This window comes from Anaerocolumna sedimenticola, assembly GCF_009931695.1.
Classification (GTDB): domain Bacteria; phylum Bacillota; class Clostridia; order Lachnospirales; family Lachnospiraceae; genus Anaerocolumna; species Anaerocolumna sedimenticola.
Map to the genome: position 1 here is coordinate 742,501 of NZ_CP048000.1, position 13,556 is coordinate 756,056.

At 37.7% G+C, this 13,556-nt stretch carries 14 protein-coding genes and 1 riboswitch; all 14 genes read right to left on the minus strand.

What is annotated here, in order from left to right; translation table 11 throughout:
• Positions 1-139 precede the first annotated feature (139 nt).
• Positions 140-1,162, minus strand: a complete 1,023-nt coding sequence (gene tsaD / locus Ana3638_RS03250; protein WP_161836754.1) for a tRNA (adenosine(37)-N6)-threonylcarbamoyltransferase complex transferase subunit TsaD — start codon at positions 1,160-1,162, stop codon at positions 140-142.
• 158 nt (positions 1,163-1,320) lie between these two features.
• Positions 1,321-1,920, minus strand: a complete 600-nt coding sequence (locus Ana3638_RS03255; protein ID WP_161836755.1) for a DUF6715 family protein — start codon at positions 1,918-1,920, stop codon at positions 1,321-1,323.
• A gap of 40 nt (positions 1,921-1,960) precedes the next feature.
• The gene (locus tag Ana3638_RS03260; protein ID WP_161836756.1) at positions 1,961-2,875 is read right to left on the minus strand and encodes a ribonuclease Z; all 915 of its coding nucleotides are present in this window, start codon (positions 2,873-2,875) and stop codon (positions 1,961-1,963) included.
• A 365-nt stretch (positions 2,876-3,240) separates the two neighbouring features.
• Positions 3,241-3,486, minus strand: coding sequence for a hypothetical protein (locus Ana3638_RS03265; RefSeq protein WP_161836757.1), 246 nt, complete (start codon positions 3,484-3,486; stop codon positions 3,241-3,243).
• A 288-nt stretch (positions 3,487-3,774) separates the two neighbouring features.
• Positions 3,775-4,206, minus strand: coding sequence for a ribosomal protein S18-alanine N-acetyltransferase (gene rimI / locus Ana3638_RS03270; protein WP_161836758.1), 432 nt, complete (start codon positions 4,204-4,206; stop codon positions 3,775-3,777).
• A gap of 82 nt (positions 4,207-4,288) precedes the next feature.
• The gene (gene tsaB / locus Ana3638_RS03275) at positions 4,289-5,002 is read right to left on the minus strand and encodes a tRNA (adenosine(37)-N6)-threonylcarbamoyltransferase complex dimerization subunit type 1 TsaB (RefSeq protein ID WP_161836759.1); all 714 of its coding nucleotides are present in this window, start codon (positions 5,000-5,002) and stop codon (positions 4,289-4,291) included.
• A 102-nt stretch (positions 5,003-5,104) separates the two neighbouring features.
• Positions 5,105-5,536 (minus strand): tRNA (adenosine(37)-N6)-threonylcarbamoyltransferase complex ATPase subunit type 1 TsaE, encoded by a 432-nt coding sequence (tsaE, locus tag Ana3638_RS03280; protein ID WP_161836760.1) that lies wholly within the window; start codon positions 5,534-5,536, stop codon positions 5,105-5,107.
• 370 nt (positions 5,537-5,906) lie between these two features.
• A complete protein-coding gene (locus tag Ana3638_RS03285) occupies positions 5,907-6,533 on the minus strand; it encodes an ECF transporter S component (RefSeq protein ID WP_161836761.1) in 627 nt (208 codons plus the stop codon).
• 177 nt (positions 6,534-6,710) lie between these two features.
• Positions 6,711-6,877, minus strand: a riboswitch (FMN riboswitch).
• Positions 6,878-7,020: 143 nt separating this feature from the next.
• Positions 7,021-8,541 carry a TPM domain-containing protein gene (locus Ana3638_RS25655; RefSeq protein WP_161836762.1) on the minus strand — a complete coding sequence of 507 codons (1,521 nt, stop codon included), beginning with the start codon at positions 8,539-8,541 and terminating at the stop codon, positions 7,021-7,023.
• 14 nt (positions 8,542-8,555) lie between these two features.
• Positions 8,556-9,104 (minus strand): hypothetical protein, encoded by a 549-nt coding sequence (locus tag Ana3638_RS03295; RefSeq protein WP_161836763.1) that lies wholly within the window; start codon positions 9,102-9,104, stop codon positions 8,556-8,558.
• Between the two features lie 39 nt (positions 9,105-9,143).
• Complete coding sequence (locus tag Ana3638_RS03300) at positions 9,144-9,764, minus strand: 5-bromo-4-chloroindolyl phosphate hydrolysis family protein (protein WP_161836764.1); 621 nt, start codon at positions 9,762-9,764, stop codon at positions 9,144-9,146.
• A gap of 222 nt (positions 9,765-9,986) precedes the next feature.
• Positions 9,987-11,744, minus strand: coding sequence for a class I mannose-6-phosphate isomerase (locus tag Ana3638_RS03305; RefSeq protein ID WP_246240744.1), 1,758 nt, complete (start codon positions 11,742-11,744; stop codon positions 9,987-9,989).
• A 109-nt stretch (positions 11,745-11,853) separates the two neighbouring features.
• A complete protein-coding gene (locus Ana3638_RS03310; RefSeq protein ID WP_161836765.1) occupies positions 11,854-12,576 on the minus strand; it encodes a GntR family transcriptional regulator in 723 nt (240 codons plus the stop codon).
• A 29-nt stretch (positions 12,577-12,605) separates the two neighbouring features.
• A complete protein-coding gene (locus Ana3638_RS03315; protein ID WP_161836766.1) occupies positions 12,606-13,514 on the minus strand; it encodes an ROK family protein in 909 nt (302 codons plus the stop codon).
• Positions 13,515-13,556: the final 42 nt, after the last annotated feature.

Sequence of the window (13,556 nt, forward strand, 5' to 3'; positions counted from 1 at the left end):
TAGCTTTTCTTCTTAACTTTGCTCTTATTATTTTTGTTCTTATTTATCTTTGTTTTATTTATCCTTGTTTTATTTATCTTTGTCCTTATTTAACTTTGCTCTTATTCCTACTTTTCCATCTGCTCTTTATCTCTGTTCTTTACCTCTGTCCAATCTTAAGATTCGGTACAGCATTTAAATCCAATCCATGTCTGGTACCATTTAAATATTCATAATAGGCAGCTGCTCCGATCATAGCCGCATTATCCGTACATAAAATGGGTGAGGGATAATATAATTTTATTCTATGTTGTTTGCAGGCTTCCCCCATAGCTTCCCTTAAGGTTGAATTTGCTGCTACACCTCCTGCAATTGCAACTTTATCCATATGATACTCACTGGCAGCGGCAATGGTCTTAGAGACCAAAACATCCACAACAGCTTCCTGAAAAGAAGCTGCAATATCAGCTGTATTTACTGGCTCATTTTTCATGGCACAGGAATTAAGATGGTTTAAAACTGCTGACTTCACCCCACTGAAACTGAAATCATAAGGGAATCCCTCTATATTGGCCCGAGGAAAAGCAACCGCATATTTATTTCCCTCTTTTGCTAATTTATCTACCTTGGGACCTCCGGGATAACCTAACCCGATAGCCCTTGCTACTTTATCAAATGCTTCTCCTGCCGCATCATCCCTTGTTCGCCCGATAATTTCATATTGGCCATATTCCTTTACGATCACCAGATGCGTATGCCCACCTGAAACAATCAGACATAAAAATGGCGGTTCCAAATCTTTACTTTCAATGAAATTAGCTGAAACATGCCCTTCAATATGATGAACACCGATTAATGGCTTTTTTGTTGCATAACTGATTGCTTTTGCTTCGGCTACACCTACTAAAAGTGCCCCTACCAGACCGGGTCCATAGGTAACACCGATCGCATCTATGTCATCTAAAGTTACTTTAGCTTCATATAAAGCTTCTTTAATTACCTGATTTATTTTCTCAATATGTTTTCTGGATGCAATCTCCGGAACAACTCCACCGTACAATGTATGCAGGGCTATCTGGGATGAGATTACATTCGATAAAACGTTACGGCCGTTTTTCACTACGGCTGCCGCTGTCTCATCACACGATGATTCGATGGCCAATATTAAAATATCTTTTTCCATAACTTATTCTCCTGGTTCCAATTTTTCTTATAAATGAACTTTACCTCAGAATGATTTTATTTCTAAAATCACCTGAGGCAAGGAATATTAGATTCTATTATCATTGAATTATTTTTATTAGATTTTTTAATTTATTATTAATAATTTAAAAAATCCTATTATTCCTCAGAATTGATTTCCTTTTTATCGGTTAATTCCCAACCCATGATTTTCCATTTATCTTCCTTATCCTGCCTGAAAAGAAAATTCTCATAAACCTTTAAATAATCATTATCTTCTTTTGTAGTAAAAGACATTACAATGGAAGCATATTTCTGATTTCCCTTATCCCAATATTTTACTGAATCGCTGTTTTCTATAACATAATTCATGATGTTTTTATTTGCATTCCTATACTCTGTTATTTCTACATTCAAATCAGATAAATAATTCTCTGTTGGATTATTCTGAAGCAGTTCTTCATCAAATAACTGACGAAGCTGATTTGCCAACTGTTCTATCTGTTCTGAATTTAGCTTTTCATTAAACAAACATTTTGTTATTCGGCTGTACAGCTTTAGAACTTCCCTGGGGGAGGGAGGATAATTGCCAGGAATATCTTTTGCCAAAAGCTTTTCTGCTTCGCTCATGGATGAAGCTGATTCTATTTGAAAAGGAGTTGTTCTGGTTCTGATAAAAAAATACAGTGTAATTAAGGTAGCAGAAAAGATACACATAAAAACGATAGTTTTCACCGTTTGTTTTTTTGATTTTTTCATAGGCTGCCTCCTTTAATGAGGTTAAAATACCATCAGGGAATTATTCTTCCGGATTAAATTCTAAAGTGGTGCTCTTTCTATCCTTTCCTGCTTTTGCGTTAGGAAAAATTCCACGGGTATCCTCCATATACATTTCAGGTTTTACTAAAGACGGGCTGAAATGGGTTAACCATAATTCCTTTACGTTTGCTGCCTTTGCTAACCTGGCAGCATCATAAAAGGTCATATGTTTATGATCTATCGCTTTATCTTCCTTATCTTTCTCCCCGTACATTCCTTCACAGATAAACAAATCAGCTTCTTTGGCATATTCGGAAATAGCTGCTATAGGCCTGGTATCGGTACAATAAGTAAGTTTAATTCCTTTTCTTGCTGGTCCTAATACCATATCGGGGGTATAAACAATATCACCTGTTTCTATGGTTTCCCCTTTCTGCAGTCGGTTCCAATACATCTGGGGTACCTTATTTTCATTGGCTTTCTGGGTAAAAAACCTGCCGCCGCGTTCTATTAATATATTATAGCCATAACAGACAACATTATGGTTTACCTTAAAAGCCTGGATAACGTAACCTTTGATCCGGATTTCTTCCATTGGGTTCGTTAATTCGATAAAATGAATATCAAACGGCAGCTCCGGAGCAATAATACGAAGTGCATTTACAACCCTTTCCAACCCTTTCGGACCAATCATGGTAACCGGCTCCGTCCTGTCGGCATTTCCCATGGTTAAAAGCAGACCCGGTAATCCGCTGATATGATCTCCGTGATAATGAGTAAAACATATAATATCTATAGGATGAAAGCTCCAACCTTTCTCTTTGACAGCTATCTGGGTTCCTTCTCCGCAATCGATTAATAAACTGGAGCCATTGAATCTGGTCATCAAAGCAGTAAGCCAGCGGTTCGGTAATGGCATCATACCACTGGTACCAAGTAAACAAACATCTAACATGTAATTTCCTCACTTATTTCTAATTCCTTTAGGTAATTGCGAAACTATTTAGTTTTTTGAATTTAAGTACTTAATACGGATTCATAGTTTAGTTGCCCTCTGGGTAAGATTTAGCTCTGAATTTGTATTAATTGCATGATTACCTTTTATTCTACCCTTTTCTAAGCAAACATACACATATTTCCAAAACCTTTTCTACCTTAATATTAACATAACCTATCTTTATAATCAAGTTATAGAGGAATAAGGTACGTTTTTTATTTATAGTGTACGATTCTTAATGTACAAAAAAGCTGCTGCAAATGCGCTCCCGGTTACTGATTAACAGACAATCCGATGAGTTTATTCGCAACAGCTTACCCCTGCTATAATACTTCTTTTTTACGAACTACTTCAATTGGTATTTTAAAAGTAGAAATTAAATTATCATAACATTCTTCACATATATTAAATTTATGGACTTCTAAGTCATATTTAGAAAAATATCCCCACTCCTTGGCAGCTTCAAAAACATCTTCCTTCATTATCCCCTGCTCCATAATTATCTTTTTTCCACACACGTTGCAACATACGTCCTTATTCATGCGGATTTTCACCTTAACCTTGTCCATGTGTTATCCCTCCTGCTAACTTGGCCCACTTCTTAGTAACATTATAACGTTTTCCATGGTATTTTTACAGTGGGAATTAATGTATCTCAATCTCCTAGTATAATCCAATGCCCTTATCCACACTTACTTTCCCTGTCCCCCTGCAAATTTAAAGGTAGAAGATTTTGGGTTTAATCATAATAGGCAATTGTATACTTCGCTATTGCATGGTATATACAAAAAGACTAAATAGTTTCTTTCATTGCCTGAAATAAATAGCGTAAAAAGCAGATTATCCTCTTTAATCATTTATTGTAACCACATAATCAGGGCATCTTCCGTCGGCTCTTCATAGAAGTTTTTTCTGATTCCGGCATCCTTAAAATCTAATTTGTGGTATAAAGCAATAGCCGATTCGTTACTTACCCTTACTTCCAGAGTAAAAGCTCCTAATCCCTTCTTTTTTCCCTGCCCGATTAGAGCAGATAACATTGCATGACCAATACCGCGACCTCTTAAGCTTTTCTTTACTGCCACATTATTAATCTGCCCTTCTCCTGCAACTCCCCATAATCCACAATAAGCTATGATTTGATCCTCTTCTTCCACAACTAGATAAATATTCTGCCGGTTTTGTATGGAATTTTTAAAATCATTAACGGTCCAGGGTTTTGAAAATATGCTGCATTCCATTTCATGAACCCTTAATAAGTCTTTTTCCTGCATTTCTCTTATTAACATTGGTACTCCTATCTTTATACCGGTTAAAATTAAAATCTTCTTAGGTCCGCTATGCTGCGTTTCTATTCTTATACCTGCTAAATTATTCCTTTTGAGCCCTTTCTTTTTCCATCAGCTCTCTTTCTGCCTGGGATAATCTAAGGTAAACCGGCTCATGGGCATCTGCATTCTCCTTAAGACCTTTCTTATAATAAATAATTCCCAGTGCACCAACTGCTCCGGCTCTTTGCTTTGAGAGATGAACCGGCGCGAAACTAAAAGGAACTGTCATAATTTCTTTTAATTTAGCTTCATGAACCTCCACGCCATCCCCTATGAAGATTACTTCTCTGCCCAGATGGTTAAGTTCTGCCGCAATATCCGTGATACCGACTGCCTTCTGGGGTGTTACAACAACAAATTCTTCACCCTGAAATTCATAAATTCCTGTATAGACCTGGTTTCTTCTGGCATCCATAATCGGACAGATTAACCGGTCAGTTCCATATAAATTATAAGCCAGGGCATCTACCGTAGGCACGTTAATAATCGGTTTATCTAACGCCAGTCCCAATCCTTTCGCGGTTGAGGAACCAATTCTTAACCCTGTAAAAGATCCAGGTCCGCCGGCAACTGCAATCGCATCTAACTCTTTTAAATCCTGTTCTAACAGTTTCATCATATCATCTAACATGGGCAATAACGTTTGTGAATGAGTTTTTTTATTATTTACCGTATATTCGGCTAATAATTTTTCTTCCGTAACTACCGCAACCGATGCTACCAGTCCTGAACTATCTATCGCTAATATCTTCATATTTACTCCATTTCTAAGCATAACTTTATTACGTCCTGACACCTTATTTATTATTTATATCAAGCCTCTTGTTAACTGTTCATCCCGAGTTTTATCTGTGAATTAAACAGTCCCATTCTCTATAGTGATTTTTCTATAATCAAACCCCTTGTCCAAATCTTTCTCAATCGTAATAACCGTGGGATTTGGCGGAAGTATTTCTTCAATTAGATTGGACCATTCTATTAAGCAGACTCCGCTTCCATAAAAATAATCTTCGTATCCCAATTCGTCCATTTCTGTAATATCTCCAATACGGTAGACATCAAAATGATAAAAAGGAAGCCTTCCTTCTTCATATTCCTGTATAATGGTAAATGTGGGGCTGCTTACTGCTTCTTCTATTCCAAGCCCTTTGGCAAATCCTTGTGTAAATACTGTTTTACCGGTTCCCAGGTCTCCTAAAAGGCAATATACCTCACCCGCTTTTGCCTGTTTTCCTAATTTTCTGCCAAGGTCATAAGTATCATCCATTTTATAACTCTCTATAATCATAACATATCTCGCTTTACTCTGGTGGATTTGTTTATCTATGTGCAATTATAGCAGATTGAACTTAAATTACAAGTAGGTCAAAATGATAACCCAAAGAAACACGGCTGCCTTAGTATCTCCGGGTTATAAAGAATAAATCTTAATCCTTTATAACTATTAAAAAAACAAATAGAGTATATCTTAATACAGCAACTGCATTTTCTTGCAGTTTCGTAACGTTAACCTTTAAATTTCTTACAAAATAAATTTTGTAATTATACTGTTAGGCGTTAATCTGTATATGATATACTCTATCATTATTTTTGTGTATGGACTTTTGATCCAAACCATGATAATACTACATATTATTTAAGTGGCCTTATTCCACTTCTTACAAACGGTTTTTTAATAATCGATATGTGTAATGTCCGATAATACCCAAGAAAATACCTTTTACCAAGTTAAAAGGTGTTATACCCAAAAGGATTAAAGTAAATTTATCTTTTATTCCGGGAATCACCGTCGCAGCGGCTAATACATTTTCCATTCCACCATAAAGGGTTGCATATAAAGGAATTGTAACAAAATAATTCATTAAAAAGCCTGCAATTGTCAAGCAAATAGTCGCTATACCAAAAGATAAGAAAGATTTATATTTATTCTTCATTCTTCTGTAGATAATAGCTGCCGGCACAACATAAGCGGCGCTTACGATAAAGTTCGCTAATTCACCGACTCCCGCAGTTTTCGTTGCAGTAATACCTTTAATTAAATTCTTTATTAACTCAATAACAAGTCCGGCCATAGGACCAAATTGAAATGCACCTATAATTGCAGGAATATCACTAAGCTCGAGTCTTAAAAAGCCAATATACGGCGGTGATTCCAATAACATTAATACGTAGGAAAGTGCTGATAGCAGGCCAATTGTTACCAATGCCCTGGTAGTAAATACGCTCCCTTTTGATTTGTTTGAGTTAGACGATTTGAACTTTGTTTCATGAGTCATAGTTGACATACTGTTCTCTCCTTTAAAATAATTTGAAAGGAAAATTCTTGGTTATTTGTATAAAAGTCCTGGGGAATGGACTGCATATCGTTTTCGCTCTTTCGTATGAACGAATTACATTAAAAAAACCTCGAATCTATTGATTCGAGGCTAATGTTTAAAAATTAGTTGCTGATAATTGCAACAATTTATCTTCTCACATCCAGACTTTACTGTCGGTTTTGGAATCTCACCAAATCAACTGATAGACTGTGTTCTCCATGATGTTAACAGTTTAACTTCATGATGTATCAGAATATCAGGTCGCGGACTATACCGCCGGTCGGGAATTTCACCCTGCCCCGAAGAATTTCCTTATTTACTTTTTTAGTTTACAACTTTTTATGATTACTGTCAATATTATTTTTTTTACAGTGTTCCTCCACTGCATTTCTCCTGTTCTTAGGCAGCTGTAAAAGTTTATTAGCATACAGCAGTCTTTACGAAATCTCCGCAATCATTTTTTCCTTCCGGCTCCGCCGCCCCGGCTGCTTCCACCGCCTCCGGTAGAACGTCCGGCACCCGAGGAATGACCTGCCGTCCTTCCTATACCTCCTGAAGATCTGCCGGCTCCGCCGCCCCGACTTGAACCTCCGCCGCCAAAACTGCTTCTGGTTGTGGATCTGCCGGCTCCCGAACTGCCTCCCCAGGAGGAGGACCTGCCTGCACCTTTACTACTTCCCCAGAAACTTCCCCCTGAAGAACTGCGTCCCGCTCCGCCATAATCCATAGGAGGCGTCCCATTTGAGCCCCAATAGCCATTTGATCCATAATGTCTGATATGTCTTCTGCTATATGGATTAAAAGGTACTCCATACTGCCTTCTAAAGCGCCTTCTGCGTCTTCCTCTTAATGATAAAAAGAATAGGAAAAGTAGAAGAAGCCCCCACATACCATAGGCCTCCGGTGGATACTGTTCTTTGTTTAAATTCTCTTGCTCTTTATTGTAACTGTTTTTACTATCTTCTTTATCGTAACTGTTCTTACTATCTTCTTTACCGTAACTATTTTTATTGTTTTTTTGTTCCTCTAAATTTTTCCTAAAAAGGTTATAAAACCGGTCCGCCGTATCCATAGCTCCCTGGCTGTATTTTTTACCTGCGAACTGCGACTCCAAAGTATTATCCAAAATATCTCTCAGAACTTCCTCCGTTGCAAAATTCTCAGCGTCTTCTCCCGGCAGCACCCAGTAATTATCATCCTCCTTATATAAAACCAATAATACATCTTTGCTGCTGCCGTTGATTTCCTGATAAATATTTACGGCATCATCCTGGAAGCTGATACCATCCTTACATTTATCTTTCGTAACAACATAAACTCCTGCTCCATATAATCCATAGGTTTCATTACTCTTTTCATTAATGTATGTTTCCGCTTTTTTACTAAGGATATCTGCTTTATCATAAGTATATTGAATAGCCGGTTCCAAGGAGGACTCCCCGGAATCTTTCGTTTCCGCGGTATCTGCCGTTTTTTCAGGCAATTGTCCGCCTAATTCCTGAATAAATGCTTTGTAGACTTTTTCCGCTCCTGCACTATAATCCTTTGCCGCAAAGTCCGGTTCCAGGTATTCATTAAGGATAGCGGATATCTTTCCGCTGGACAGACTGTCCTCCAGGCCTTCGCCCTGCATAGCCCAATAGTCGTCGTCACCTATGGATAAAAGTATAAGTAACCCGTTATTTTTTTCTTTTGATCCGATGCCCCATTTATTAAAAATCTTATATGCATAGTCTTCCAGGGAGTCTCCGTTTGTAAAATCTACCGTCACCAGGACAACCTGTGCCCCTGACTTTTCATTTAACCGGTTTCCATATTCAATCATCTCATCTTCTGCTTTCGCATCAATGACATCGGCAAAATCATTCACATAAAAAACATCCGTCGGTTTTGGCAATTTCTCCGCAGCATGAGTTCTAAGCGGCATTAACCCAAGCAATAATAAAATTATTATTATTTTATAGAATTTCTTCATTCTATTCCTCCCCATCATTCGTATAATTCCAGTGTTTTAACAAAAGTCATCCTTCTAAGCAGATTTGCAGGAAATACTTTCAAAATACGGTTAAATTCTCTGGCCTTATCATTATAAGAATTATGTGAAATAATCAATTCTCTGGACCGGACATTTACCGGAAAACTCTCCGTATAATATCGATCCCTCTCACTTAATTCCATTACCTTTAAATCATTATATAAAACCGTAGCTATTTCTATCAATTTTTTACCAGTTTTAAATTTCCTTCCCGGATTATCAGCTTTCTCCAATAACTCCCTGCTGTTTAGTATATTGATGATTCTTTCATCGTCCTTATCTATATATCTGCCGGCGACAACGGTTAAATTATAACATTCGTCGGATATGTATTCCAAATCACTGTTTATGCTCTTGCCAGATGCATTTTCTCCGTTAAAAAAGACCTCCTTGACTTCGCTTCTTAATTTTGTAAGCGAATGGTGGGAGCCATATAGAATCGATATTAAAACAAGGATGGAAGTAATAATAACAGCAGTTTTTTTACTTTTTAAATATCTCATTTCCTACCTCCTCTGCTTAAATGGTATGCGGTTCCATTCTTATAAATATTGATCCTGCTTAAGCATGGCTGCCATAACCTCCATATCAATAGAGACATCCGTTACTTCATCTTTATACAGACCATCTAAAATTTTTTGATATGCCTCCGCTAATTTAACCATAAATTCTTCTATCTGTGTCATTGCCGTAGTAAGGTTTTTCCCGCTTCGTCCGCCGGCCTCGAATTCCTTATATGAAATAAGAATTTTTACAGTTTCAGATAAATAATAATTAAAAAACTGACTGGCTTTTGAGGCTTTATTTGGCTCGTTCTTTACCAAATCTAAAATTTTAACCGAAACATTTTCCAATTGCTTAACCTGCCCCGCCATTTTAGTATTAATAATATTTTGGCTTAAAAATTTTAGCATATTAAGATTCTTAGCAGCCGTTTCAAGCATTTCATCTAAATCCCTGTCACCGGTATTAATATACTCGATACCATTTTTTTGATCCTTTATGGTAATCATGTAAGTCCCCGCAAAAAATACCGCAAAGGATAATATTGCTGCTATTACAAAATCCTGAATCCGGTATAAGGGAAAGGAAAAAGAATAAATCAACCAGACTAAACCGATAAGGTAAATGGGAATAACAGATTTTGATTTAAAACGATACAAGAGCTACACCCTTTCATATTTTATTTCATTATTTCAATAAACTATTATAGCAATATTTACCTGTTTCCACAAGTTTATTTAACTTTCGCCCAGCAGAAATGCAGAAAGGCTGTAAGCGCACCATTTCACTGGGCCTACAGCCATTTTTATTCATTTTATCCACTACATAGTACCACAAAATCTTTAAGTTTCTTAACTTGCGTCTCCTGAATGGTATATAAGTTATTTCACCGATGCGGCAATCACGGATACCTCTTTCCCCTCAGACGGACCGCTTGGGGTCATGGTATAAACCACAACACTTGCCGGGATAATAAAGGTTTCCGCATAATGGACTTCAAAAGGCTTAAACTCTCCGTTTTTGCCGGCTATGGTCACCTGCGCCCCTTCCACTAAATTCAGCATATTGACGCTGTCTTTGCAATAACAGGTAACCGTTTTATTAAAAGTATACCGGTAAGTGTCAATAAATTCACGGTTATGTAATCCGGTGTGTTCCAGTGTGAGGCCGTCTTCCTGAAAATAAACCGTTGCCTGGTCAATCAGATTATTTTTAACCCAGGTTGTATCCCTTTCCCACTGGACATTCTTTAAACCATGCTTTATATGGATTGGGCGGGGTTTGCCATCTAAGCCGGTTCTTCCCCAGTCCCATAGCTTAAAGGTAAAAATATACGGTGTTGCACTGATTTCCAGTACCATGGTATTTTTGCCGGAACAGTGGATTGTACCTGCCGGAATCAGAACATGATCATGTTTTTTAACAGGGAATTTATTTACATATTTTTCAGCCGGGAACTCATAATTTCCTTCCTGTGCCTTTCTTAGATCTTCTTCCATCTGTTTTCTGTCAATACCTTCCCTGGTTCCCAGATATACGTATGTTTCTTCGTCTTCGGATGCATCTAATATATAATAACTTTCATCCTGGGTATAATGCATACCGAAAGACTCCTGAATGTACTCCGTAAGCGGATGTACCTGCAGGGAAAGGTTGCCTCCCTCCATGGTATCAAGAAGATCAAAACGTATGGGGAATTCTGCACCAAACCGGGCATGTACCCTATCCCCAAGTAATTGTTCTGGACGGTATAATACCAGATCCATACACGGAATTTCAACCAAAACCTTGCCAAACTTAAGATTCAGGCTGTTCTCTTCCGGTACTCCGTCAAAACTCCAGGCATAATTCGGCGTATTCTGATCCAATCCAAAGACTTCTTTCATCCACTGCCCTCCCCAGACTCCCGGATCAAAATAGGGTTTTAACCGGAAAGGTTCCCTGCTCACCTGATGAAGAGCACTGCGGTAAGCTTTTCCTGTTATCATTTTAGGATAGCCGGAAGTGTTTGCATCAACGACATAATCAAAGTTTTCAAAATGAGATTTTTTATGCCTGTCTGCTAGGCGCCACTCCATAAAATACCCTCGTTTAAATTTACTTAATATCGATTCATCCCCATTGTCACATTTCCAATTAGGCATTCCTTTTCGGTAACGCAGCTGTATCTCCCATCTGGCCAGATCAAAATAAAAGTATACCTCTCCTAAGGTAATCAACCCTGCACCGACACCTGCTATAAAGATAACCCCCTGATTCGTATCCGATATTAATTTCCGTACTTTTTCTATTTTGGACGGTTCATAACAATCTTCTAATTTTTTATAAGTCATTACACCAAATACACGGTCTTCTGTTATGTTATCTTGAAATATCTCTGCAATTTTATTATTTTCAAAAGAGCATTCTTCAGAGTCAATAAATAAGGAGGGATTTAACCTCTTTAATTGACCTTCCAGCTCCTCTTTATCCACTCCGGGATATAAATCAAATACGAAAATACGCTTTCCGCCCGATATCAGTCTATTAATCTCTGACAATATGGATTCGTAACCAGCAAAAGCCTGATCGTCAAACCCATTAATTTCTTTATAAGGCAGCAAATCGTAATTATTATATATTGAATATTTTCCACCCATTTTTTTCTCCTTATATTCTGGTTATACTCCCAATCACTTAACGCCAGCCAGTTTTACTCTACAGTACATCTGACTGAGTTTCCAGAGAGCACCATTTATGCCCTGATGTCTATAATTCAATGGTATATTTATATTTATCCCCAGGGTAATAGCATACCGTATATTCTACCAGTTCATTATGCTGGTCAAAAGTTTTACGGGTTCGTTTAAAGATAGGAGAACCGGACGAAATGCTTAAAAAACTTCCTACTGTCTGACTTGCAAGTGCTGCTTCAAACGTATCCTGGCCATTTACTATTTTAACTCCGTACCCGTTATCCATTAATTTATATAAGGATTCCATATATGCGTCTGGTTCTAAGGGAAGTTCATATTTCCTTGTCAGATAAGTCATGGAATAAACCATGGGGGTACCTTTTGCACATCTGACACGCACCAGTTTATAACACTCCTCCCCTTCCTTTATATTAAGATTGGAAGCTACCGCTTTCGTTGCTTTCTGCAGGCTGATAACACAATAAGTGGTTTCCATCTTAATTCCGTGCTGCTCCATTTCTTCCGAAAAGCTGATAACTCGTTGCAGGTTCTCATCAATTTTTTCAAAGATGACAGTGGTTCCTATACCGCGGGAACACTGCAAATATCCTGCATTTACCAGAGAACTGACGGCCTGGCGGACCGTCACACGGCTGACTCCGTAACGTTCCTGAAGCTGTTTTTCACTTGGCAGAATCTCGCCGGAAAGAAATTCTCCGTTTTCAATCTGCTCTTTAATGATATTCTCAACCTGAAAATATAAAGGAGGTGCTCCCTTTTCTCGGTTTAATTCCATATATTTACCCTCGTTATTCAAACATCTTTTCAGCTTTGCATTTCCGCAAATAATCCTTTTAAAATACTCACTGAAGTATCTTCCGTTAACCGAACTGAAATCTTATGTTCCTTACAATAATCCTCCAATTGTGAACCGAAAAAATTAAAACTTTTCGATACTTGACCGCCAAGAACCAGACAATCCGGTATGAAACTTTTTAAATAAGGAACAATTGCTTCTGCCAGATTAGTTCCGAACTCTTTTAAGGTATAAAGAGCCGGTTCTTCTTTCTTTACTGCCATTTCATATAAATCGATACCCTCTACCGGCCGGTTACAATACTTTTCGGAAATTTTTAGTAACCCCCGGATAGAAATATAATCATCAATAATACTTTCTTTAAAGGGGGTTTTATAGATCCATCCGTTTTCCGGGAAATTGTCCGACTGTTTTTTTAATACCCTGCCATCCTCCGTAAAGGAAGAACCTGCCCCGGTACCAATACACAAATACATAACCCGGTGACAGTTTAAGGCAGCACCATAATGGCACTCCCCGATTGCAAAGGCTTCCACATCATGAATAAAGGTAAAGGCTAAGTCATTATGAAACCATTTTAGAGCTTTTGTTTTTTTAAGCATTTCCATAAGCTCTTTCTTAAAATCACAGTCATAAATAGCATCGTATTTGTTCAGCCCGGTCATTTTGCTGATTCCGTTTTTGTAATCAAACGGTCCTGGAAAAGCCATTCCGATTCCGGCTATCTGTTTTGCGGAATCTTTAATCTGATCAATTAAGACATTAATAATATCCGCAAAATTTTTAAATATTTCCTCTTTCGGCCGGTTTGCCCTGGAGTCAAAAGAATTTAGACCGCTTATCAGTTCGCCTGTTCCTGTCAGAATTCCTGCTTTTATTTTCGTACCGCCTACATCAAACATTAAATAATAATTCATATAATTGCTCCAAACAGGATGCCGCTTAGCAGCATCCTAATT